We start from the raw sequence: 25,669 nt of genomic DNA, 5'->3' as shown, positions 1-25,669 counted from the left end.
GACAGTTGTTTATGTTGTTGCAATTCATATTGTTACGAAAAAGACGTCATTGGTAGGATTTCCAAGCCACTTTTGGTGACTTGGAAATCCATATCGAGAAGTGTTTAACAGAAGATCTGCTCAGGAAAACTTCTTCCCGAAAACGGCTTTAGCCTTTTTACTGGCAACCTTTCTTCCGGAGAGGTAAACCCCTACCAGAACAATAGCTGCCCCCAGCAATTGCTGGGCATTCATTTTTTCGTGGTCGAGGAAACCCCAGATGAAGGCTACTACGGGGATAAGGTAAGTCACCGAGGTGGCAAACACCGGGGAAGAGATCTGTATTAAACGGAAAAACAGGATATTGGCTATCCCGGTGCCTATAATCCCCAGTACAAAAATAAACCCTATGGAAGTCAGCGTCTCCGGGGTGTTAATATGGCCCAGTATACCGGAAAAGAGGAGTATGGCCAGGGCGGGAACAGATAGTACCAGGAAATTTCCGGTAACAATGCTCAATGAGCTCAGGTCCTCCAGGTGTCGTTTTAAAATGTTTGCATTTAGGGCATAACATATGGTGGCGAGAATGATGAAACCTGCAAAAAAGTAATTTTGGTCCGGATGCATCATGGCGCCGTTGTAAATGAGCAGAACACTTCCGAGAAGGCCTATAAAAACGCCGATGACCTGCATCTTCTGAAATCCCGCCTTAAAGAAAAGAATACCTAAAAGGAGGGCGTTCAACGGAACGAGGGAATTCAGTATGGCTGTTACGGAACTGTCTATCTCCGTTTGTGCAATGGCGAAAGAATAGGCCGGGATAAAAGTGGCCAGAATAGCCGTGATAACAATGTATTTCCACTGATGCCTTTTTATGTGTTTCAGGCTTTTAAAACCTGCGGCCATTAGAAATAAAGCCGCAAACAGTATCCGGAACGATCCCAGTTCTATGGGAGTCAATCCCTTAAGCCCAAGTTTGATGAGAATAAATGAACTTCCCCATATCAGGGCAAGGAGGGAAAGGAGCAGCCACTTGTTGTTCTTACCTGAGTTCATGATGCAAGTTTATGAGGTTTGTTATGCAAAAGTGCGCAGTTTTTATTTGATTTTAATCTGCTTTCTTGCTCTTTTTCAATGAATATTATTGTTTGTACTACATTTAACTAATCTATAAATCGAGATATTTCGATGTATTTGGCAAAAAAATTTAGATGTTATTTATTTCTTCCCGGTATTGCTGTATGGTTTCCTCGTTTCTTTTAAAATAGGTCCATTTGCCGTACCGGGTAGGAGCGATCAGCCCCGCCTTATACATCATGTTGAGATAGTGCGATATGGTGGACTGCGACAGTCCCGCCTTTCTCCGGATGTGATCTACGCAAACACCGTCGTTAAAATGGCCGAGCTCCCGGTGAGGCGGAAAATGCTTCTCCGGATCCTTCAGCCAGGTGAGGATATCCACCCGGGCCTGGTTAGACAATACTTTGCTTATTTCTACAATATCCAGATCCATGACGCAAATATATAATTATATATCGAAATATATCGATATGTTGATAAAAAAATGAAAGGCCTTTGCGTCAACCTTGTACTGAGTTTATTTCAGCATCCCATTCCCATTTGGGGCAGTCGGGGATGAGAACCTGAAATAAATCCAGGTTGACGTAAAGGGTTTTTTAGTTCTATTCTTTATTTAATGACATGAATTTTCCGGGTATCTCCTTCCTGTTCCATCAGGATCACTTCGCCCGAGAGTACCTGGTCATCCACAAGTAAAAAGGTGTTCAGGCCTTTCGATGCCCGGTGTGCCACGACCAGGGTGTACTCCTTTCCGGGCAGGGTTATTTTCACGGCTTCGGCTTCATTGTCGGGAACAATTTTGTCCTGTCTGTTATAAACCGGGACTTTTTCATACTTCAGTTTGTCCTTTTCCGGGAAGTACAACAAGGTGATAAAGGAGGCAAAGCCCTTTTCCTTTTTGGAAAGTTCGGCACGTTTAACAGGGGTTTTGAAGTTGTATTCCGGAGACCACCAGGCGTCTTCCAGCCGTACGGAAAGCTCGTTTAGCGGCTGTATACGCAGGTTGTGGTCCGCAAGTGTGGTGGATAATCCGCCATCCCGGACCTCTACCTGTTTGTCCGGGAAGTTAAAATAGCTGGAATAGGTGTGTTCTTCTTTTCCGTGAAAGCTATCGACCAGTAGCCATACATCGGGTTTGAGATAGAGCATTTGCCTTTTCATCCATACCGGGTCTTTCAGTCGCAGGTAAGCAGTATTGATGGCCTCGGCATAGTCGTAATTTTCGGTGATCCGGGTAAAGGCCCCTTCTGACCGGGCTTCGTACGAATTGCCCCAGGAACTCCCATATTCACTATTGGGCAGGCCGTCCACCCCGAGGGTATTGTGGGCACTGTTGTCTTTAAAATACTTTCGCCATTTATTGTTGACATAGGTGTAGCGGCCCCCGTCGATGAGGTAATCCCTGCCCTTGGCAAAAAGGGTGAAATGCAACAGGTTGTCGTGAGAATGCCCTCCCCCCAGGCGTTTTATGTGAAAGCTGCTGTAATAGGCGTCTTCTTTCCAGGAAGAACGCGAATAAAGGTCTCCGGAACTCTGCTGGTAGGCCGACAGAAAATCCGGTTCCTGTATGACCATGTCCCGGTATTCTTTCTGCATTTTTGTCCCGAAAACAAAGAAGTTCTCGTAATCCAGCTCCTTATGCGCCCGGGACTTTATGGTCTTGTCCTTGAAAACAATGGCTGCCGTGGTCAACAGGGCACGCAGGTCATTGTCGTCGCTGTCGCCCAGCAGGGGCTCGTGATAATTTGGTTTTTGCCATTCGATATCGGCATAGGCCATGTCCCTTGTTTTTTGCAGTGTGGTTTCGGGAAGTGCAATGTTTTTTCGTTGCGAGAGCAGTATGGTGTTCAGGTAGCAGTGAAACACTTCGTTGTGGTACATGGGGGATTGTTCCCACTGCGTGCCGTCTTCCAGGATCTGGTTTTGGATACAGGTGTTGAGCCTGGCAATGGCACTCTGCTGCCACTTTTCCGCATCCCTGAATTCCGATAAGAAGGCAGCTAGGTTAAAAAGTCCGTGAAATTCCAACACCCCCCAGTTGCTCATTTGTGAGTGACGGCTGTAGCCCTGGTCAATAAATTCGGCGTGGATATAGAGGGCGTTCAGGAATTTTTCGAGAAATTCGGGGGTGATATGTTTTGAGTTCTTGACCAGTTCGAAGGTTTTGATCCAGTTTTCGGCGCGGATACCGGCCTCTATGCGTCGCCATGATTTCCACTGATTGCTTTCCAGTATGGGATTTTGGTCTATCCAGTGGGTGACCTGTTCTACAAAGGTTTTGACGTATTTTTCCTTTCCGGTAATAAAATACGCCCTGCCGAGATCGGTCCAGTAACGGTGCCGGTTGAGCATAAAGGTCCACTCTTCGTCCCCGAAAGGTTCGGCATACCAGTCGATCTCTTTTTTAAATTGATAGGGCTCCGTAGTCTTTTCCATATCCCATTCGTAGCGGAACAGGAAGTATTTGTCTCGTACTTCATCTGCGGTTTTTATGGAAGTCCGGACTTCTTCTTTATAATGGTCCCGGATGTAAGACCGGTCTGCCGGGGAAACCCGGATATAGAGGTTTTCTTTCTGACGGAAAATGTTCAGCAATGCTTTTCGGGCATGTTGCAGCTCTCCCTGATCGTAGTATGCCTTTACCGGTTTCAGGGAAGGGTTGTCCGGGTTCAGCTTTTTAAAAATATCATCTCCCGGGCCGGCGGAGGCCTTGACGAGTCCGAAAAAAATACAGAGTAGCAGTGTAGTGTAGAGCTTGTTCATACGATTATTGTTTTTCTTCCCTGATCTTGTATTCCCAGGTATTGTTCAGTTCTTGAGTTTTGGCTTTCAGTACAATGCGGTACAGTTTGTCCTGTTGCCAGGCCTTCAGCAATCTCTGATCTTCGAGAGGCAGTTCTTCTACGGCGGCCTCAAAGATACTTTCCGGAAAGTAAAGTGCAACTTTTTTATCCTTTGTTTCTTTCAGTGTTATTTTTCCGCCGCTTTCGACCGTTGGGGCCAGGGCGGAGATAAAGTGGAGTACATTGCCCTTCCGGGATTCACGCAGTTCAAACTTATCCCGTATAAGGAGTTCCGGAGAAGAAGAACGTTTCAGGGTGTAGGTCCGTTTCCAGGAATTGCACGCGGCTTCATCGGGATAGGCCGAAGCGATATCCAGGGCAAAGCGGAGTTCGGAATTGCTGTTCCGGAAGGTGGTTTCCGAGGCCTTGAAATTTTTTCCGTAGGCCTGGGAGGCACCATTTATTTCCGGCAGGTTGTGATAGCCGGACTGCATGGTCCAGATCTCATACCTTTCGGAGCTAAAGGTCTTTTTGGTATAGGTTTCCACACCTATGTCTACCAGTAGTGGTTTGCCTTCGTGATAGAGTATAAAGCTGCCCGCATCGTTGTGATTGTGGCTTTCGTCGTTATAACCTCCCTTGGCGGCAAAGAAAAAACCTTTTCCGGGGGCTTTGTGGGTTCTCCCTCCTGCAATTTCTGTCTGGGGAAACCAAAAGGCCAGGGTATTTTCTTTATCTGACGGAGTGTCCTTTATCTTTTGATAATTGCACAGGTTGTGCAGCGTCCTGTCCAGGCTTTTGTTAGCGGGATTGGTGAAAAAACCGGTCTGGCGGGCCATCAGGGAAGCGAATTGCTTCATGGGGGTGTTTTGAATGTATTCTCCGTAGCGATAGATGATCCCGGGATCGGCCTGTAATCTTGTGGGGGAATCAGCAAAATTCACGAAGTAATCGTCTGTAATGTGGGCATTGAGAATATAAGTGCCCATATTTTGAATGAGCGGATGGTCCTGAAGTGTTATTTTTCCGCCTGAAATATTTTTCAGCAATTCGAGGTATTCGAGCATTTTGCCCCCGGCATGGTCCCAGTAGGCGGGACCTTCTTCACAAGCGCCGTCGTCCTTGTAATAGTTGATGAACTTATCTACGGAGCGCATGCTTTTGACGATAACTTCGTTGCGGGTATCATTGTCGAGAGAACTTCCGAGAAGCAGGGCGCTTGCCATAACATTGTAGTTGCACCAGGGATTCCAGTTGTTTACAAAGCTCTCTTTTTTAAATCCCTGCCACCAGAAATCGTCCCTTTCGAGATAGGGGATAATGATGCGATCTTTGATCTCATCAGGGATCCGTTTTTTCAGGAAAGGGGAGATCCCGGTAAATTCATCTTTGAAAAAATAATAGGTCCATCCCAGCAGGTTGGCAATTTCACCAGCACCCAGGTCTATGATAGGCTCCTTTATATTGGGGATCCCCGCGCCTCCTTTCTGGGAGGGCAGATGGGCGGAAAGCACCCAGGTAGACTGTTCGCAGATGGCCCAGGAACCATTGACGATGGCATCGAGAAAGCGGCCTTTGTGCTCCAGGAGCTCGCCCAGGACAAGTTTTTTCAGGGAAGAGCTCCTTTTACGGCTGTATTGTTGCATGACCTCCCTGTCCCCCGTACGTTTAAAGGCCAGGTATGCCGTGGCAGGGATAGCAGGCCAGTTGTAGTTTAGAGCTTCCTCTGCATCGGAAATGATCTTCTTTTGACTTTCTTCGGGAAGTTTTTCCAGATATGTTTTTATTTCTTCTCTTTCGAAAGGAGCAAATGAAGTTGCAGCTACGGGATTCTCCTTTCCGTTCAGCATGGAACTCAGGAGGTCCCTTTTCTCCTGGGCCTGAAAAGACAGGGTACTGACCAGGAAAAAGACAGTAAGGAATGTCTTTGGATCTTTTATACTTCTGAAATTAAAAAATTTGCTCATGATTTGTTTCTTATAGCTTAATAACTTTCAAAGCATTATTTTCGTGATATACACCGGGGATCTTAATGAAATAAATACCTGGTCTTTTATGGCTTAAATTGATAGAAAAATCATTGAAACCCTTGTTTAAACGGGTACTCTTTTTTAAAACGCATTGCCCGTTGCTGTTGAAAACCAGTATTTGGGTTTCGATATCATTATTTTCATTCTCTATATGGATGTCTACCGGGCCGGTTGTGGGATTGGGCGATGCGGATGCTGAGACGACCGCTTCGGTGTTTGAAGTTTTTTCTTCGTCGCATTTTCCTAATGTAGCACCCTTGCGCAACATATCATCCGCTTTATTCCGGGCCACGTATATGGTTTGCCCTTTATAGCAAATCACAATTCTGTCCATTCCTTTTTCGCTGCTTTCCTCGGCTACATTTTCGGTGTATACGGTAAAGTTTTGTGTTGCCGAGCAGCCCGATGTGTCGGTTACGGTAACCGTGTAGGTGGTGGTTTCGTCGGGGCAGGGTTGTATGTTGCTGCTGGTTTCCCCGGTATTCCACAGGTAAGTGTAGTTTTCCGTTCCCCCGGATGCTGTTGCGGATAAGGTGGTACAATTGGCGTCTTTATAGCCGGTATATACTTTATTGTCCCCGGTGATGGTTACGGTTACAGGGTTTACGGAGCACTTGTCCACTCTTATTGTAAGTTTTGGCCTTAACCCTGGATCGGATGCTTCTTTGGAATAAAAAGTAGCATCGGTTTTGGCACCCGGATAGGTAGAGCTGAGATGAAGCGACAGGCTTTTGTCGTCCTGGTGTTCCTGGATGGTCTGTTGTGTTACATTCCATGTCATAGTACCGCCGGAAATCCCCTGTTCACTGGTCAGCAGTGCTCCGAGGGCCGGTTTTCCGTTCCACGTCAGGGTAGATTCGTCCCAGCTGTCATCCCCGATAGCCTTGACGTCCCATGAGGTGAGGTTGACATCGGTATTGGCCCCGATCAGGGACATCGACAGTTGGGCATCTACAATATCGCCTTCGATCTGCGACAGGTCGAATTTCAGGTAGGTTTCCCTGGTGTAAGATTCGGAGTCGTTTTTTACGACCAAACCGGTGGATGCTCCGTAGTTTTCACCCGAATAAGTACCGCCTCTCACATAAGTGTCGTCCACAGGTTCCATTTCATTGGAGATGGTGCTGTTGTCAACGGTCAGTACCAGGACAGGGACGACGTCGGGTGTAGAAGTTTCTTTGGAATAAAAGACCACATCTGTTGTGGGCCCTGCCACGGTTGAGGAAACCTGGAGGGATAAAATGCTGTCTTTTTCAAATTCTTCGATCACTTTTTGGGATACATTCCATTCAGCAGTTCCCCAGGATTGTCCGGGAGTACTGGCTATGACCTCGCTTGCTGCCGGTTTGTTGTTCCAAAGGATGCTGTTTTCGTTCCAGGTATCATCTCCTACATATTTCAGTTCCCATTGTGTGGATGTTACGTTGGTATTGGCACTGGAAATATACAATTTTAGGGTGGCATCAATGATTTTTCCGTCGATGTGTCCCAGGTCGAATTTTAAAAATGTTTCACGGGCATACGAGGTCCCGTCATTTTTTACGATCAAAACATTGTCTGTACCGTAATTGACATCGGCATAGGTGCCGTCGCGCACATAGGCATCGTCCGTAGGCGCAATCCCGACCTCTGTACCCGGTTTGGGGACATATACGGGAGTTTCGCTGTTAACGGTGAATGCCTTGCCCGATCCGGCGTATTCCCCGGTGGGCATTTCGCATGCTAAGTGGCGGGTTTTCTCTATCGCAGGGAAATCGGTATATACATTGATAAGGGATTGCCTTTGGCCGGGATCGGCGATATGTATTGTTACTTCGGGAGATTCCGTGTCTTTAACGATCAGTGTACAGGGTTTGTCCACAGTTATTTTTACGGAGTCGCGTTCATAAGTCCCTGCGGAGTAAAAGGCTATCTGAAGTATGCCGAGTGTTTCGTGCCGTACGGCCTGGATATTTTCGTTATTCTCGATGATGTTGATCTGGCTGGGGTCATAGGCTTCGACTTCGGCCTGTGTTTCTTTGTCCGGTACAACAATATAAGCATAGGAGGCACCGGAAGGCTGGGTTCCGTGGTCCATCCACATGGTAAAAACATCTTCGGAAACGGGGTCGGAGGTGTAGGAATTACTGATACTGCCCCAGCTTCCGGTCTGTGTTTGGTTCCTGACGGTCAGTTTTCCTTTTTCGGGGAAAAAATAGGCCACCTTGTCGTGAAGCACCCAGTCTGCTGTGTTGTCGTAGGTATGTGTTCCCGGACCGGGCTGAGTTGCGCTTCCGTTTTGGCCGATGGTGATGTTTCCGTCGAGCAGTGCCTGGTTGACAGTTGTGAGTATAGGTTCTGCGGCCGTGGCATGGATACCGGCACCGAGACAGACCACTTCTTCCCCGAAAAAGAACCAGCCCTTTTTGGCCTGTAATCCGTATTCGTCGAGGGCAAATACCTTGATGCCGTGGATGCTATCGGAAACCCCGCCGGTAAAGCCTGAAGTTCCCGGTACCTGCCATTGCCTTCTTAAGGGGATGGATGCCAGTTCGGGCGCGGTGACCCCCGGGATCTTATTCCATTCCCATACGGGGAAAATATTGTAGTATTCGTCGCCGTCAACCCTTATATTGGTGGCGCCGTCGGAGAGGAAATAACCTTTGAGGTTTTCCCCGTTACCGTTTTCTGTTTTCGAGGTCCGGGCAGAGGCCGTTCGTACGGAAAACGAATAGCCCGGGCTGTTATACAGGGCATAATCGGACCGCCAGTATTGTGTTTGTAATTCATTGACCTGGTAGCCCGCAGCCTGAGTGCCGTTCAGGCGGGCGATAATGTCGTCGTATTCCGCAATATGTGCCGGGTCAATGTCCTTGAGTTTTGTGAGCGTACCGGCAAATCCCGAAGAAAGCAGGTTGTTTTTCCTGGCGATCGACCTGCCGTTGACGCTGAAATCCATATACTGTCCGCGAATGACCTGGGTATAGGTGTTGCGTATAAAATTTGTTAAAATATCCAGTTTTGATCCCGAAAGGGCATAAGAGGTGCCCGCAAGATAGGTCGCTACTTTTACCGTGGTATTTACAAAAACGGTCCCGTATCCCGCAATGTAGAGTTGCGGTCCGTGTTGCTGATAGGAATAATCGTGCTGAACGCCTTCTGCGGTGGTGAGGCTCAGCGGGTAAAAGGATTCGTCGATACCGGTCTGAAGCACCCCGCTGTCTGCCGAAAGGCAGCCCCGGTAGATGTAGTGCAGGGCGATGTCGAGCTTGTTGGCCCCGGCTTGTTTGGCAGGGTCGCCACGGTTCATTTGAGTGATGAGGTTATTTTCAAGCGTACTGTCAACAGGGATGGCCCCGCTCCTGAGGACAATGAGCATAAGCCCTAACCGCTGGGGACAGGCAATCTGATTGTACCACCAGTTGCCACTTTGGGGATCGCTGTTGTCCCAAAAGCTAAGGGCAGACTGAATGGATGAATGAAGGTTGGCATCCTGATAATAACTACTCCCGGAAGTGGTATATGCATTGGCCATATGAATAACCCTGTCTAAGTGTATCACCGGTTTCCAGTCGGTAAAGGAGGTCGAGGTGTAGTCGATGTCCGGCCAGGAGCCGTCTCCGTTAAGGTCGGAAAGGAGGCCGGTAACGGTATTGTCCAGGGCGGCAATATCGGTGATCTTTTTACTGTTCTCCGCCCGTATTTGCTGCATGATCTGCTCGAAGTCCGTTTGGGCAGATGCGATAAATGAGAAGGAGAGCAGGATTAAAATAATAAAAGTGTAGTTTTTTTTCATGTGGTGTATTTTTGGGTTGGAAGACGGGTGGCAGGTGGCGGATGGTTACTTCGGTCTTCCGTCACCTGTCATCAGTCCTTATAAGTATAAAGCTAAAAAGAAATCATTCTTCTGTGTGTTTTTTGGTTCATTATTGAAATGCAAAAACAGCAGGCGCTTTAAAATAAAGCACCTACTGCATGGTAAAAAACAACTAACTCAAAACATTTTCATGTTTTTTATATTAATCTGAGTAAGCTCCGATTTCTGCCAGGTGGGTGTAGCTGAAACCTCCGTAACAATTTGCGGTAACCAGTTTCATATACCTGGCGGACGCTGTTGATGGCAGTTTAATGTATTGCCAGCTGGTTTGTTCCTTTAATGTGTAGGTGCCCTGGCTGGTCCAGTTTATATTGTCGTTACTGGTAAACACTTCGCAATCCTTAATGGCGCCGTTGAGGTTGGACCGGTTTAAAAAGGCAAATCCGTCCACGGTGGTTTCCGCTCCCATATCCAGCACAAAATGATGAGGGTGATTGGGGAGGGTCTGTTTCCATTCGGTATGCCATACGGAGCCCTGGTCGCCGTCTAACATCTTGGCGGCGGCGCCGGTATCTTCTTCGCTGTCCGCTTCAAGAATGCTCCAGCCGTCCCTGCTTAGTAATTCTTTAATAACAACGTCATCCAGTTGTGGAATTCCGTTTATGAATTCATATTGAAAAGAATAGGTCTTCGAGCTTCCGTTTTCGTGATAAAAACGGATCCTTAACTGGTAAAGGCCGTCCAGCGTATAAAAGTCGGAAAGAGGAGATACGACATGAAAAGTATCCCCGTCGGGTTTAACCGTCCAGGTGGGTGTATCGTAGTCCTTGTTCCCTCCTGATGGTGCCGGATCGTGATAGAAATTAATATCGGTGACGGTGTGATCGCTACTAAACTGACCATCGATAATGATACTGCCGTTTTCGAACTTCGCGTTTAGTTTACTGAGGTTGTGGGTTACTTTATCGTACCAATCAGTCCTTTCTACCTTGCTAAAGGTCTGGGAATTGGCAAAGGTAGCGGCAGAGGCGGCAGTGATAAATGTCGGGTTTTTGCCATAAGTGTGGTTTCCACTACCCATCAATGCTGTTCCAAGGGTGGGTTGCTCACTTTTTCTTTCTTTATTATGCGGAGCGTTGAGGCCGTGGCCGAGTTCGTGTATCAGTCCCCCGATCCATTTGGTAGCCAGGTTTCCGTATACATCATCCTGCCCGAGGTACTGGACATCCATATACGGATAATCCAGGGCAAAGCAATATTTGCCGAGCCCGTAGAACGGAACTCCGCCGGGATTTAAAGGGTCGCCGGAACGCGAGGGGACGATGACAAGGGTGTGTTCACTTTTTTTACGGTGTTTATTTTCGGCAAAGAATTGTTCTATTTCGGGGATTATTTTAGAACCGCCTCCGGAGTACGAATAATAATCCTGGGCATATTCTCCCCTCACGGTGTCTATGTTCAGCAGGTTTTCTGCCAGGAGGTCCAGGCCGAAGGAAGTCCTTCCAAAGCCTTCCCTTTCCAGGTTTTCGGCGAAAAAGCCCTGGGTTTGCAAAAGTATAGTGCTGATACGGCGTTTAAAATCTGCAAAAGGCTCTACGTCCTGTGGCAGAAAATAAATGACGTTTAGCTTGTAGGGTTGTGTACTGAACTCGTTGTTGAATGTCGGCTGGTTAGCGGTAAGGTTATCGGCACCGGGCCCGACTTCGGCAGCATTGAAATGGTCTTTGGAACAGCCTGCAATAGCTGCTGCCACAAAAGACAGCATGATGAACTTTTTTTTCATGATTTTCATTGATTTTGGGTTTTGTTGGTTATTAATAAGAATAAACCATGCTAACCGGCCGGTCAGCATGGTTTAGGTGTTTTTACCATCCGGGGTTTTGTTCCAGGTTGGGGTTTAAAGCCAGTTCGTCCGTTGGAAAAGGCCACAAATAATCCCGGGAAGGGTCGAAGGTTCTGGTCGATTTTTTCTGAACAACTATGATATTATCTTCATTGACTTCCGGAATGACCTCCGTTCCGAATTCATCGAAAAAGACATTTCCCAGGATGTCCTGAGGCAAAACATCTTCGGCGATTTTCCATCGGATAATGTCCCAATAGCGAAAACCTTCCAGGGCGAGTTCTACCCTTCTCTCCCGCCGGATTTCCTGAAGCATGTCGAGCCCGTTGGTGGAGACAAAGGTATTGGTGAGATCGGGCATGGAGGCACGGGATCTTATCCTGTTGATGGATATGTCCAGATCACTGTCGCTTATAGCCCCGTCCAGTTCGTATACAGCTTCGGCATAATTTAGAAGGATTTCTGCATAGCGGATAATGGCATAGTCTATATAGGAACGGGAATTGTTCCAGTCTTCCATATTAGCGTATCGCCTGTTGGCATAACCAGTTTTGTGAAAACTAAGGACAGGGACATTGAAAACCGGGATGGTTTGAATATACGGGTCACCTTTTTTAAAGAAGGTGGCATCCATGCGGGGGTCACGGTTCTTAAACACCTCTTCCGTATTGGTGGGCTCTTCGTACATCGGGGATTTGCTTATGGGCAGGCCGTCGGTCATCAAATAAGAATCTGCCAGGAATTTTGTGGGATTGGCCGCCCCGGTTTCGAGGTTACGCTGTGCATTGTGATAGACAATGCTGTTCCCCAGGCTTTGCCCGTACTTTCTGACCAGGATATTTTCTTTGTTTTGCCTGCCTTCGCTTTCGTATTGATATAGGTCGAAATAGGAGGCGAACAGATCGTGTTTGTTTGATTCTATAACTGCTTTAGCTGCTTCTCTGGCCAGGGTCAGGTGTCTTTCAGGATCCCCGTAACTGTGATATTTGGCGCGGGTACCTTCAAAAAGGGCTACCCTGGATTTGAAGGCCAGCGCGGCCGTATTGGTTATCCTGCCGTAATCGGTGTCCGGTTCCAGGTCGTCGGGACCTCTCAGGTTTTCAGCTGCGAAGTCGAGGTCTTCGTAAATAACGTTTAGTACTTCTTCCCTGGATGCCTTACCCTCTTGCAATTCGGGAGCATCTTCAGCAAGAGTTTTCAGGATAAGAGGAACTCCTCCGAAACGTTGTACCAGGGAAAAATATCCCCATGCCCTGAAAAACCGGGCCTCGGCAATATACCAGTCAATGATTTGCTGATCCACACCTGCTTTCACGACTCTCGGAGCCTTTTCTATGATATTGTTAGCGGCTCTTATTAACTTATACGGATCATTATAATCGTTATAGTCATTTATAGGATAGTCTTCATATGTAGCCGGGGTGATCCGGGATCCGTCACTGATATTATTCGGGGTTGTACCGATGGCATCGTCAGACCATACATCTGTGGTTACGGGTAGCTTCGGAAGAAAAGTGTATAAATAGTTTGATGCCGCCTTGAGGTCATTTTCACTGGCCCAGAAGGAGTCATCGCTGAGCTGGGTTTCCGGCATGCGGTCTACATCACAGGCGGAAAGGCTTAATACGGATACGAGCAATAGTATCCTTATTATTTTATTGTTTAATTTCATAGTGTGAGTTTTTTGTGATTAGAACGAAAGGTTAACTCCAAAGGAAACAGTGCCGAAAAACGGATAATCGGAATTCACGTCGTTTTTCTGCTCTGGATCGAGAGTTCCTTTGAACACTCCCAGTTTGGACATGGTTAAAAGGTTCTCTCCGGAGAAGAAAAACCTCGCCCTGGTCAGGCCGATTTTGTCCAGATGTTCCTGGGGAATGGAATATCCGAGTTGTACGTTCTTCAAACGGATGTAAGCGGCATTGAGTGTCCACCGGTCAGAATTCACGAAATTATGATTACCTCCCAGATACGGCCTTGGAAAGGCGGCATCAGGATTGTCGGGGGTCCAGTAATCCGAATGATAGGCCCTGGGCTGTATCCAGGTATAAACAAGAGCCTGGGATACATAGGTGGAAGGTATTATATTCCTCTTGCCGACACCTTGCCAGAACATGCTGAAGTCAATACCTTTCCATTGGGCGTTAGCGTTGATACCGAAGAGATAACGTTGCTGTGTGCTACCCAGCATCACCAGGTCTCCGTGATCTTCTACCGTTCCGTCGCCAGCATTGACAAGTCCGTCGCCATTGCGGTCTATGTATTCTATATCTCCTATCCCTGTGAGGCTGTTGTAAAAGGGTGCTGCATCCAGTTGTTGCTGGGATTCTATGTAGCCCGGTCTTGTCTTGTAGCCCCAAATACTGTTTATGGGATATCCTTCGACCTTTTCGTTCAGTCCGTCATTGACAACGGTAATGCCACGGTATCGGGTCAGCTCATTGTCGTTATCGGAAAGGTTAAAGCCTATGTTGTAGTTAAAATCATCCCCTATCTTGTCTTTGTAGCTAAGGCCCAGTTCCCATCCCCAGGACTTTAATTCACCGTCGTTGGTTTGAGGGGGCTCAACACCGAAGGTAGCGGGAAGTTTAATGCCCACCAGCATGTTTTTGTTGCGCTTTATATAATAGTCGAAATCTATGTGTAGCTTGTTTTTCAGCAGCCCCATGGATAAACCATAATTAAAGGTTTCTATGGTTTCCCAGGCCAGTGTAGACGAAGGCACGGTTTTCTGATAGAAGTAGGTAGCCCGGTTTTCTGCATTGCCAAGGACCAGTCCGTCACCTCTTTCGAGCATATTGGCGAAGTCGTAGAATCCATCGATATCTTCATCGTCGGCATTTACGAGCGCATTGCCCAGTTGTCCCCAGGAAACCCTGGGCTTGAATTCTGAAATGAAGGGAAGCGCATTGGCAAACCATTCTTCTTTGTGCATATTCCAGCCTGCCGATAGAGAAGGGAACCAGCTTTCCCTGAGTCCCGGCGCCAGGGTAGAGCTTTGATCGCCCCGGATGGTGGCCTCGAGCAGATATTTGTCTTTGTAGTTGTAATTAAAACGGCCAAAGAACGACTGCATGGCCCGTGTAGTGATCACTTGTGAGTTTCTGTATTCTGAATCGTCTCCGCCGAGGCTGAGTGAAGGCAGGTCGTTACTTGCGAGGTTGTTGGCGGAAGAGATGACCCTGTCAAACCGGAAGTCTTCCCACTGGTATCCGGCAAGGACATGGAAGTTGTGATCTTCGGCAAGGGTGAGGTCATAATCTACCAGAAACTGGAAATTTTCCTGTTTGGCAATGGCCCTCTTCATTTCATAAGAGTTGGGATTGTTCAGAAAGTACACAGGCTCAAAACGTCCCCACAGATCGACCTTTCTCTGGAATTTTTCATAATCCTGTGACTGAAATTTCCGCCCGTAAATGGCTCTGACCTGCAGGCCTTTTACAAAATCCTTGGCGGTGAAGGTAAATATTCCGTCTACATCGTCAATGTCCCGGTATTCATATCCTCCCTGTGTTAGGTACGCATAGGTATTGTTACCGGATGATCCGGCTCCCCCGTTCAACCGGCCTTCGGGGGTGAAAATGGGGAATCGCTGCCTGGCCTGGTAGACCTGTTGCAATAAACCGTAGCCACTCGCTCCTCTGGAAGGCATGTCTCTGTTGTGTACGGCATAAGATATTTTAGAATTAAAAGAGAGATGCCTGGTGAGTTCGGCTCCCATATTTAAACGTATGTTGTATCGTTTAAAATGATCGGGACCAACCTTGAACACTCCCTGTTGGTCGAGGTAACCTACAGAAAAGAGGTAATTTACTTTTTCAGTACCTCCTTTTGCACTGAAATTATGGGTTTGCATTAACGACCGCTTTCGCAATACCTGGTCGGCAATACTCTTCTGGTTGTAAAAAATATAACTTGTGGGATCGGTTGGCGATACTACATATTCTACGCCATTGCGGATGTTGTCCAGGTCGAAGTCACTGTATTCCAGTCCTACTCCGGCATTGGTCCTGGCCAGGTTGGAATATTGCGCTTCGTCCAGGAGCGACATCCTGTCCGGAACGTTAAGCGCCCAGGAAACGGATAACTGACTGGTATAATCGAAGACGGTTTTTCCGGGTTTTCCCGTTTTTGTGGTGACCAGGATCACCCCTCCGGCGGCCCGCGACCCGTAAATGGCTGCAGCTGCACCGTCTTTTAATATCGAAATATTTTCAATGTCATTGGGATTCATGGTTTGCAGGGTAAACAGAGGGGCAGTGACCCCGTCTACGATGAGCAGGGGATCTACATTACCGTTAACGGAAGACGCGCCCCTGATCTGAATGTTTAGATCCTCGTTTCCCGGTTGTCCTGTATTTCGTGTGATGTTCATACCGGGAGTTGTGCCCTGGAGGGCGGTGGCCAGTGAAGTAACCGGCCGGTCTTCTATGGCTTCCGAACTTACCGTGGAGACCGCACCGGTAAGGTTTACTTTTTTCTGTGTTCCATAACCCACTACTACAACTTCTTCCAGCTCAGAAACATCTTCCTCGAGGGGAACATTTAAAGTGGATTGCCCGTTGACCGGGACCTCTTTGGTAATGAATCCTATGTAACTGAATACTAATATGGTATTATTATCAGGGACTGAGATCTCGTAATTCCCGTCAAAATCCGTGGCTGCACCGGTAGAAGTGTTTTTTACCATAATGGTCACCCCGGGCAGTGGCTGTCCGTCACCTTCGGAGGTGACGGTACCTTTTACCGTGGTCTGTGCATAGGTCGCTGAAAAGCTGCACAGCAAAATGAAGAGGCACAGCTTGTGGTGCCATTTCCTGCAAAAGTGTTTCATGTTTTGATCAGTTTTGAATGAATTAGTTTGGTTTTAAAAAAGTATCACAAGGACACATGTTAACGAACACGCTATAAAGCGGCTTTGTACCGGAAAATGTACCGGGCCTTATGGATTAAGATCATATGAGGGACGGGGCAAAACAAATACAATCGTTTGCACACATATGTCTTTCCACATCCTTAAGGTTCGAACACATTTTGTTTTTCCAATCAGATTATTTGCTGATCAGGGTACTTAAAATTCTGGATTATACAGTTTTGGTCTTAAAAGAGTGGCTAATGTATAATAATGAAACATAAAATGCAAGAAAATGGCAAACAAAATACAATCGATTGTTTTTATACTGTGCCCCAAAACGGGAACAGATGTTGTTTTAAAGGTGTTGCCCCGGACATAAAAGAGGCTTTACGTTGTGGATATAACGGAAATTTCTGAAAGTAAAAAGTGGACTGAGACGAGCCGGGCCGGCGTAGGGTTTTTATGTTTTCTGAAATGCGGTTTTGTGTTTTGTCATTGTAAAGTGATTTAAGTTTTTTAGAAAAGTATAAGGCTCCCCTCTTGAGACGAAGAGGGGAGCCTTAAGTATTTAAACCTTAGATCATACGAAAAAATTCAAATCACTTTTTATATTTTCCCGTCAGAAACACATTGCATTTATTCCAGAATTCAAACAGGGTCCTTACCTGCTGAATACTTTGGTCTTTTTGATCCCTTAGATCGAGTTCGGTTTGTTTGGGATCAACGGGAGGTTCTATGTTCAGCTGGGCAAATCTCGATGAGAGTTTGTGAATGATGTTTGCGCATTCTTCAAGATCTGAGGCCTCAATGGTTTGTTCGAGTTTTTCCAGTTCTTTTTTGTTTTCGGAAAGCAATAGGTGAAGCATTTCCAGGAGTGCCTCCTCATCATCACCGGTGTATGCCCTGAGGTCTTCCAGGCTGTATAGGCATCCGGGGCCGGTTTCGGGTGCTTTGGCACTATCTTCTTCGCTGCTATGGGAATCTTGGATATCGAATGCTTTTAGGATCAACCTGATGATATCCTGTTTTTTCAGGGGCTTAAAAAGTTGATGATCAAATTTGTCAAAATTCTTTTTGTCCTCTTCGGAAAGCAGCACATTGGCCGTACAGATCACGCTTCTTTGCAGTTTTACACCGGCTTCGATCAGCGCATCCATGACCTCGCTTCCTGTCATCTGGGGCATTTTCATATCAAAAATAACCAGGTCGTACGAATTTTGAAGCAGGTGATCTTTGGCTTTTTTGGCCTGGTTAACGGTAGTGATCTCAGCGCCAAAACCTGTAAAGATATTTTCATAGAGGCGGGTGATCAACGGATCGTCATCTACTGCAAAAATACGCTTCCCCTGAAGGACATCTGCGGGAAGTTCCCGTATTTTCTCCGGCAGCTGAACATCTGAAGCCTTTGCACTTTTAAAGGTAAAAAGGATATCGAACCGGGTTCCCCGGCTCAGTTCGCTTTTTAATTTTAATTGTCCCCCCATTTCTTTGACCAGCTTCTTTACGATCCCCATACCGAGCCCGGTGCCTTTCATTTTATTTTTATGGGTCCCTGCCTGCTGATAGTCCTTGAAAATTGTTGTTTGTTCTTCTTCATCCATCCCGATCCCCGAGTCTTCGATCACGATGTTCAGTTCGGTAAAACCGTTTTCAATGACCTGGTGTTCACAACGGACTTCTATGGATCCCTTCTCTGTGTATTTAAGTGCATTGTGAACCAGGTTGTAGACGATCTGCAATATCCTGTATTGATCTGAAAAGACATAAACAGGTGTTCCCGGGAATTTGAAGACAGGTTTTAATCCCTGATTTTTTATGAGGGGTTCAAAGTTGTCCCGGATCATCTCAAACACTTCGTTGAGGTTGAAAGCCTCGTTTTTGATGTCAATAATTCCCGCTTTGATCTTTGCCATATCGAGTATCTCGTTGGTCATTTGATACAGATAGTTCGAAGCGGTCTTTATAGCCTTTACATTTTCGTCATTCTGGTTCAGCATATCTACATATCCGATGATGGAGGTAAGCGGGGTCCGCAATTCGTGGCTCATGGTAGAGAGGAACTTTTGTTTTTCTTCGGCCTCTCTCAGGGCTCTTTTTTCGCTGGCTTCGAGCTTTTTCTGATAATAAATGCTGTTGTTGATGTCTTTGATGGTCACGAAAGTGGAAATTAGGCCGATAAGCAGGAATACGAGAATGATGATACCGGATTTCCAGAGATGTGTTTTTGACTTTTCGGAAAAGTCGTCGATAGACCTGTTAAAGGCTTTCACTTCTTCAAACAAAAGCTCTTTCAGGATGTTTTCGATATAGTTGCTGACCTGGAGGTTTTTCTGAAAGATCTGTTTTTCCCTGTCATTTAATTGTTCCTGTATGCTTATTTGCCTTTTCTGGACACGTTCGAAAACAGAAATGATCTTAATTTCGGATGAGTCCTGAAAAACAGGGGCCGTCAATAAGGTGTCCACGGAAGTCGATACGAGGGTGTCCTGACGGCTTTTTGGGATCTCCCTGGCCGGAGGATCGTCTCGTTTTTCGTTTTTTCCGTCCTTGTTGTCAGATCCGAATAACCGCCGTAAAAAGCCCTTGCCCCTTTCGCTCCTGATGTCTGCATCTGTAAAGTTGTCGTTCTCATCGATGGCACGGTCGTATATCTTAGACGTAATTTGCCTGATAATAGCTACCGAGTCCTTGCTGTTGAGTTTCAGTTCGGCAAGCTCTTTCCTGAGCAGGCTTTCGAGGTCGTTAATGAATTTCGATGCACTCTCCTGCTTTATCCGCTCCAACTCGAGATATTCTTTCTGAACACTCCTCAGCAATTTCGGAATGGTATCGAGCTTTTTACCGTCCAGAATATCCGAGTCGTAAGAGTCGGTTTTTATGGAGTCCAGGTTCAGTTCGATCGCATCGATGATGGAATCGACCTTTTCCGGCGAAAATTTAATGGAATCGACCAGATAGAGGTTATTCAGCCTGTTGACATCCAGAGCGGTCTTTTTGAGGTAGTCGGACCTTCTCTGAGGGTAAACACTGGCTTCTACCTGTTTATTTAACGACTGAAGGCTTATGTAAAAGTAAACCCCTACGCTGGCAAACCCGACAACGATGATGGCAAAAAGCCAAAGCGCTTTTCCTTTCAGCCGAAACATGCTATTATTTTAACTCCCTGATAAGCTCCAGAAGCTCATTGGGCTTAATGGGTTTTTTGATGAATTTCTTTACCCCCAGGTCGGTAGCTTTCCGGATCACGGTTTCGTCTTCAAACCGGCTCATTAAAATCTTGCGGGCTTCTATATGTTCCTGGTCCATCCATTGCAGTACGGCCAGGCCGTCCTCATCGGGGAGCTTGTAATCGATCACCACAAAGTCGAACGTTTCGGCTGCCAGAAGTTTTTTTGCAGCTTCGGCAGACTGTGCGTCGTTGGTGTTTACGGAATTGTTATTCAGGTATTTTGTAAGCAGCTTACAAAATACAATATCGTCCTCAACTATTAATACTTTCAAATTCATAATTTACGTGGTCAAATTTTTTAATGGCGTGCTGGTCGATGGCATAAGTTGCCATGGCCGACTGTATAAAACCGGAGATCAGTTCATCTATTCCCAGACCGAGATTGGCAAAGTTACGAATATCATACAACATCAGCCTTTCATCGTCGTAAGACCATCCTTCGGTCTGTTTTACCGAGAGATTGGTCCCGTAAAGGTCCCAGGAGTCGGCACCTTCGGGCATGGGTTGGTTAAGCGGCAATTTTGCCCTTCTCGAATAGATGGCCAGGGGGCGGATGCCGGATGATGTGTAATGCATCATTAAACGCAGGTCGAAAGCGTAGCTGCGGTTTTTCTTGTCCGGGATCGTTCCTACGTGATACCAGGCCTTTTCCTTGTCGGCTCCGTCAATATAGTTACTGTAAATGAGCTGCTGGATCAAATATTTATCCTCAGGCGGGTTTTGCTTTAGCGCTTTCATGGCCTGCTCCAGTTCCTTTTCTGAGGTAATGGTGTAAACCCCCTGTCCTGCATTGCTGTCGGGCACTTTGATAACCATGCTCTTACCCAGGGCTTCGAAATATTCCGGGATGTCATTCAGTTCAACGTCCAGAAAAGTTTCCGGGGTGTTGATACCGATTCCGTCTGCTTTGAACTTTTCATTGAAGTCTGAATAGGCCAGGAAGGCTTCAGATTTATTCCGGCCGCCGGCCAGGCACGCTTCAATAGGGTTGAGCAGTAAGGTCTTTGAACCGACAGGGATCCGGTTCCAGGGTTCCTGGGTCACATACCTGAATGCGGCCCGGATAGGGATCCACTGGTCGTTTTCCGATCTTATGTACAGTTTTTTGTCCTCGAATTTTGCGGGTGGATCGGGGTCGTTCTTATCGAATTTTGCCAAATATACATCTTCCCCGAATGCATCTGCCAGTGTAGAGGCATACCCCACATTTTCCATGGGGTTCTTGTCGTAGATCACGGCTAATGCCCCTTCTTCATCGTGTTTTTCAACCTGAGGCAAAAAAGTGTCTTCGATCAATCGCTTATAACCGCCTTGTTCGACATTCAGGTCCAGAAGCGGCATGGATTTTTGCCCGGAGGGACAGGAGTTGGTCTCTATGACCGTCAGTTTTTTTGCTCCGATGTTGTTGGTAATATGCATCATATCCGTTCCCGACCACTTAAAATACCGGGGTTGATAGTTCAATATCTCTTTCAATGCCCCGGGATTGGCTTGAGGATTTAAACGGCAATATCTTTCTATGTACTGTTCGGTGGTGAGATGCAGGAAATGACTCACCAGCGGATGAATATTTGAATTGAGAACCCTGGGGTACCAGTGCTCCGAGGGTTCGAAATCACCAGGCTCGACCAAATGTACGTGATCTGTTATACTCAGTTTCATCTGTCTGTTTTTTTGTTTGTTTATATCAGGTTATATGAAATGCTCATCAGAATAATCATATCGATCAGTAGGATGTTTGCTTTGCTTATGGACATTTCATATCTGTTATTTTCAGATTGTATTAAATAGAATGAATAATGTTCAGAATAAAATCCTTATGCTTGTAAATCATTAACACACCGCTTATGACCATTGTTGTGATAACAATTTTTCTAAAGAACAGTTCCGAGATCATTTTCAGAAGTTTCTTTCCGAAATAATTGCCCACAATGGCAGTAATACCCAGAATAATGCCGAACTTCAAAACATCTCCGGTCATATAACCGAAATAAGCATAGCTCGCTAATTTTGAGATGTGAAGTACCACGGCATTGGCAGAGCGGGTGCCGATCAGTTCTTCCTTGGTCATTCCGTAATTCATGTAGGCCGAATTCATTAAAGGGCCGACACCACCGATGAGCCCGGACAAGAACGAAATACCAAACCCAATGGGTACAAAATGCCAGGTTTTAATGTGTCTCTTCTTAACGTCTTTGGGTTTCTGAAAAAACTGGACCACGGTAAATACGAGAAATACACCAATGATCAGTTGTATCCAGTCCGAAGACAAAGAAGCAAAAAGCCGTGCTCCCAGAACCGAACCTACAATGGTAGAGGGCAACAGCCATTTAAACAGGTTCCAGTCAATATTCTTAAAGAACAAAAACACACGGGAACTACTGCTCATCGCAATTCCCAGGGTCATTATAGGTGCTACGGATTTTGCCCCTACCACAAAGATGATGAGTGGCATTAACAATAAACTCGCTCCACCACCACTTAATGTGCTCAGGGCAAAAATTAAGAACCCACCTATGATAAGTATGATAATCTTCATCAGGCTTTGTTTAAATAAAACATCTTAAGTTTTGGGATTGATTAGCAATTAGCGTGCAGTAGCTTTTTATTTAAGTTATTTTTAACTTTAAAAGGTGAAGATTTACGGTCAAAACAGCTTTTTATCTCATTTTTGTACGTTTTGGGGCGGATTGACCGTTTACGGGATATACAATAATTATACAACGTGTGTAAATTATGTACAGTTTGGTCACAATTTGAGATAAGGCACGGGAGATCTTTTACCCGTTCTTTTGGGTAGAGCCTCTTTCTATGAGGGTGGTATCTATGAAGATGGTTTTGTTGTGTATTCCGGTACTTTCCCGGCTGCGGATATTGTCGACCAGCAGATCGCAGGCAATCTTTCCGATCTCAAATCCGGACTGGTCTATCGTAGTGAGCGAGGGTTCGATGGCTTCTGAGATGGGTTCGTTGCTGAATCCTACAATGGCCATGTCCTCGGGGATCTGTTTTCCCTGTTTTTTCAGGTATTTGATGGCGCCGATGGCCGATACGTCGTTGGCTGCAAAGATACCGTCAACATCTTTCGAGCTTTCCAGGAGCTTTTGTGCAGATGCATATCCGTCTGCTTCCATGAGCTTGGAGGTGAGAACGAGTTTGGGGTTGTAGGTTATCTGATTATCCCTGAGTGCCTCTTTGTATCCCTTTAGCCGGTTTTTGTAGATCCGCAGTTCCTGGGGCCCTGAAAAATGAGCTATTTTCCGGCAGCCTTTGCCGATAAGATGTGTCACGGCATCATAAGCGGCCTGGCGGTCGTCTATGAGAACTTTGCTGGCATCGGGCATGTCGGCACAATGACGGTCGAAAAAAACCAGGGGGATCCCGTTATCGCGAAAGTATTCGAGATGTTTGCTGTTCGTGGTCTCCATGGAGACAGAAATGAGGATGCCGTCTACTCGGTTTGCTATCAGGTTTTTTACGATGCGTTGCTCCCGGTCGAGTGCTTCGAGAGACTGGCAGATAATAACATTGAAACCCGCAGAAAAGGCGGCTTCTTCTATTCCTGCAATGGTGGAGGAGAAGAAATGGCGCGAGATCCTTGGGACAACCACTCCTATGGTATTACTGCGGCTCCGGCGCAGGTTGGAGGCCAGGAGATTGCGCTGATAACCAAGTTCCTTGGCCTTGGCCAGGACTTTTTCTTTGGTCTTCTGGGTTACCCTGCTGCTGTCGTTCAGAGCCCTGGACACCGTAGAGCTGTTGATATTCAGAGCCCTGGCTATTTCGTGTATGGTCGGATTCCCTTTTTTCATGATCGTGTACTGTCTGATGGGAGGTGTAAATTTACTACCATCTGCCGATTGAAAAAGAGAATTGTCTGTAAATTGTTGTCATAGATAGAAGTATTGAGTTATACATTTAATTTCTAAACAATACTCTGTGTCTACTTTGTGAGTCTCTGTGGTAAAATGAGGCCCATGACAGGGGAAAACCACAAAGAGCCACAAAGCAGGCACAAAGGTCACAAAGTCAAGCTCTTTTGAAATGCTCATTCATTTTACGAGTTTGCAGATGTTTCATCATTTGCTTGTGAATATTTAGTACGAATAGTATCTATGTGTATAACTCAATAGAAGTATATACCGGATCAGGACTTGTTTTCTCCGTCTATGTCCTTTTTTCTGAGCAAGGCCTCCAGAAAATAATAGTCTGCATAGTTCAGGGGAACGTCGACCTCCACATCGTGGGGCTTGCTTCCTACGGAATGCATGAGGAGGAAATCTGCATTGGTCCCCACTTTGGCAAAATAGGCGGGAGAACGAAGGCTTTCCATGATAAGGTTGGCAAAATCCTGATGAGTTTGTGCGTTTTTGTTGTCTGCAAAAGTGCTTAATTCGTAAAGGGCAGACGCGGCTATTGCAGCGGCAGAAGCATCCCTCGGAGTGTCTTTGGAAGCGGGGGCATTGTAATCCCAGTAGGGGACTTTATCTTCCGGAAGATTGGGGTGGTTTTGAATAAAATCGGCTATTTTTTGTGCCTGCTCCAGGTATTTAGGATCCCCGGTCTCCCGATAGGACATGGTGAAGCCATAAAGGCCCCATGCCTGTCCTCTGGCCCAGGCAGAATCATCGCTAAGCCCCTGGTGGGTGTTCTTTTTAATGATTTCTCCTGTTTCGGTATCATAATCTACTACGTGAAAGGAGCTGTTGTCTTCCCGGTAGTGGTTTTCTATGGTCTTATCGGCATGTGAAACCGCAATATTGTAGTAAGTAGAATCGCCGGTGATCCTTGTGGCGTGGAACAGAAGCTCCAGGTTCATCATATTGTCTATGATCACGGGGCAGTCCCATTTTTTAGACCATTCCCAGGACTGGATCACACCTGCATTGGGCCGGAACCTGGCAGAAAGTGATCTTGCGGTCTGTACCACGACAGAATCATACGCCGGGGAATCCATATATTTCAAGGCGTTACCATATGTACACTCCATGATAAAGCCCACATCGTGATTTCCTTCCCAGTACTGTATAGAATCGAGCTTTTCGGTGTATTCCACAGCACGGTCTTTCCATTTTTTGTCTTTGGTAAGCCCGTAAAGGTTCCACAGGGAAGCCGGGAAGAAACCACTGGTCCAGTCATAGATGCCTACGGTGACCAGTTTTCCGTTGCGGGTGGTCCGGGGCATCATTTTTTCACTGTTCTTCAGGGGAGTGATAGTTTTATAGAGCGAATCATAATGGACCTGTGAGAGTTCCAGGATGGATGGTGCCTTTTTTTGGGAAGGCTTTTCGGAACAGCCGGTCCAGGCCAGGGCTGTAAAGAGTAGCAGGGCGAGCTTATACTTCATAATAATACCGTGTTTTGGTTAGTTTTATAGGTCAGCATATAAATGCATTACATGTTGTCGAACACAACAAATATATACATTTTCATCAAAAAACAATCGATTGTATTGTTTTTTTATTTCCATTGAAGGGATTCCATGAGTTTGCGGATATCCTTACTGAGGTAATCTGCCGCGGGGAGAATGGAGTCGTAATTGGGTTTTGTGTTGAAGTAGAGCGATCCGGTGAGGAAATGGGAGGTGCTGTCCGTGACATAGAACTGGGCCTGGGATGCTGCGTTTCCTGCCACTTCATACAGCCTGCCATATACGTGTTCCCCTTCGTTTTCGAATTGTCCGCCCACGCCTATTTCATCGGCTTTGATCACGTGGTCGAAAGTGAGTTTTTCCGCATCGCGAACCAGGGATTTGAGATTGTTCTGCACGGGCATATAGGTGAGGAATATCGTGGCCTTTATCTCCGGGTATTCGATATTGAACCGGCAATTGCCCGTATGTTTCACCAGGGCGAGGGTGTTTTTTTCGAACTGAAAAGGACAGTCCGTTTTTACGGGGCTGTAACGGGCTTCGGGGTATTCGAGCCGGAGTACGGCCTGGGGCTTGGGCATAGGGTCCCTGCCGCAGGCAGTGAGCAACAATGTTATTACAACGGCATATATAATACGGATGTTTTTCTTCACTCTCGGGTTCTTTTTTCCCGCCGGACCAGGTGGCAGGTAATTCCTTTAAA

15 protein-coding genes are annotated in these 25,669 nt (G+C 46.5%); all 15 read right to left on the bottom strand.

Annotated features, from left to right (window positions below; translation table 11 throughout):
- Window positions 1–120 precede the first annotated feature (120 nt).
- The 15 genes from KN811_RS12120 to gldD all read right to left on the bottom strand — a co-directional run bounded on the left by KN811_RS12120 (window position 121) and on the right by gldD (window position 25,619).
- Window positions 121–1,035 carry a DMT family transporter gene (locus KN811_RS12120; RefSeq protein ID WP_187963824.1) on the bottom strand — a complete coding sequence of 305 codons (915 nt, stop codon included), beginning with the start codon at window positions 1,033–1,035 and terminating at the stop codon, window positions 121–123.
- Between the two features lie 151 nt (window positions 1,036–1,186).
- Window positions 1,187–1,492 carry an ArsR/SmtB family transcription factor gene (locus KN811_RS12115; protein WP_187963823.1) on the bottom strand — a complete coding sequence of 102 codons (306 nt, stop codon included), beginning with the start codon at window positions 1,490–1,492 and terminating at the stop codon, window positions 1,187–1,189.
- 176 nt (window positions 1,493–1,668) lie between these two features.
- On the bottom strand, window positions 1,669–3,822 hold the full coding sequence (locus KN811_RS12110) for an alginate lyase family protein (protein ID WP_187963822.1): 2,154 nt from the start codon (window positions 3,820–3,822) through the stop codon (window positions 1,669–1,671).
- Between the two features lie 4 nt (window positions 3,823–3,826).
- Window positions 3,827–5,809 (bottom strand): heparinase II/III domain-containing protein, encoded by a 1,983-nt coding sequence (locus KN811_RS12105; protein ID WP_187963821.1) that lies wholly within the window; start codon window positions 5,807–5,809, stop codon window positions 3,827–3,829.
- Between the two features lie 10 nt (window positions 5,810–5,819).
- The gene (locus tag KN811_RS12100) at window positions 5,820–9,647 is read right to left on the bottom strand and encodes a polysaccharide lyase family 8 super-sandwich domain-containing protein (protein ID WP_187963820.1); all 3,828 of its coding nucleotides are present in this window, start codon (window positions 9,645–9,647) and stop codon (window positions 5,820–5,822) included.
- A 223-nt stretch (window positions 9,648–9,870) separates the two neighbouring features.
- Window positions 9,871–11,451, bottom strand: a complete 1,581-nt coding sequence (locus tag KN811_RS12095) for a discoidin domain-containing protein (RefSeq protein ID WP_247716475.1) — start codon at window positions 11,449–11,451, stop codon at window positions 9,871–9,873.
- Window positions 11,452–11,533: 82 nt separating this feature from the next.
- Complete coding sequence (locus KN811_RS12090; RefSeq protein WP_187963818.1) at window positions 11,534–13,183, bottom strand: RagB/SusD family nutrient uptake outer membrane protein; 1,650 nt, start codon at window positions 13,181–13,183, stop codon at window positions 11,534–11,536.
- 18 nt (window positions 13,184–13,201) lie between these two features.
- Window positions 13,202–16,345 carry a SusC/RagA family TonB-linked outer membrane protein gene (locus KN811_RS12085; RefSeq protein ID WP_187963817.1) on the bottom strand — a complete coding sequence of 1,048 codons (3,144 nt, stop codon included), beginning with the start codon at window positions 16,343–16,345 and terminating at the stop codon, window positions 13,202–13,204.
- Between the two features lie 620 nt (window positions 16,346–16,965).
- Entirely contained in the window at window positions 16,966–19,512 is a 2,547-nt protein-coding gene (locus KN811_RS12080; RefSeq protein ID WP_187963816.1) for a hybrid sensor histidine kinase/response regulator, read from the bottom strand.
- Between the two features lie 4 nt (window positions 19,513–19,516).
- Window positions 19,517–19,873: a response regulator gene (locus KN811_RS12075; RefSeq protein WP_187963815.1), complete on the bottom strand. Its 357-nt coding sequence runs from the start codon at window positions 19,871–19,873 to the stop codon at window positions 19,517–19,519.
- Window positions 19,848–21,257 carry a hypothetical protein gene (locus KN811_RS12070; RefSeq protein ID WP_187963814.1) on the bottom strand — a complete coding sequence of 470 codons (1,410 nt, stop codon included), beginning with the start codon at window positions 21,255–21,257 and terminating at the stop codon, window positions 19,848–19,850. The genes KN811_RS12075 and KN811_RS12070 overlap by 26 nt, the downstream gene beginning before the upstream one ends.
- A gap of 121 nt (window positions 21,258–21,378) precedes the next feature.
- The gene (locus KN811_RS12065; RefSeq protein ID WP_187963813.1) at window positions 21,379–22,134 is read right to left on the bottom strand and encodes a sulfite exporter TauE/SafE family protein; all 756 of its coding nucleotides are present in this window, start codon (window positions 22,132–22,134) and stop codon (window positions 21,379–21,381) included.
- Window positions 22,135–22,375: 241 nt separating this feature from the next.
- The gene (locus KN811_RS12060; protein WP_187963812.1) at window positions 22,376–23,407 is read right to left on the bottom strand and encodes a LacI family DNA-binding transcriptional regulator; all 1,032 of its coding nucleotides are present in this window, start codon (window positions 23,405–23,407) and stop codon (window positions 22,376–22,378) included.
- Between the two features lie 335 nt (window positions 23,408–23,742).
- Entirely contained in the window at window positions 23,743–24,942 is a 1,200-nt protein-coding gene (locus tag KN811_RS12055) for a glycoside hydrolase family 88 protein (protein WP_187963811.1), read from the bottom strand.
- Between the two features lie 113 nt (window positions 24,943–25,055).
- Window positions 25,056–25,619, bottom strand: coding sequence for a gliding motility lipoprotein GldD (gldD, locus tag KN811_RS12050; RefSeq protein ID WP_187963810.1), 564 nt, complete (start codon window positions 25,617–25,619; stop codon window positions 25,056–25,058).
- Window positions 25,620–25,669 lie beyond the last annotated feature (50 nt).

It is taken from the genome of Sinomicrobium weinanense, assembly GCF_018863395.1.
GTDB classification, from domain to species: domain Bacteria; phylum Bacteroidota; class Bacteroidia; order Flavobacteriales; family Flavobacteriaceae; genus Sinomicrobium; species Sinomicrobium weinanense.
The sequence above is the reverse complement of the archived record's forward strand: the minus strand, read 5'-3'. Positions and strand labels throughout refer to the sequence as shown.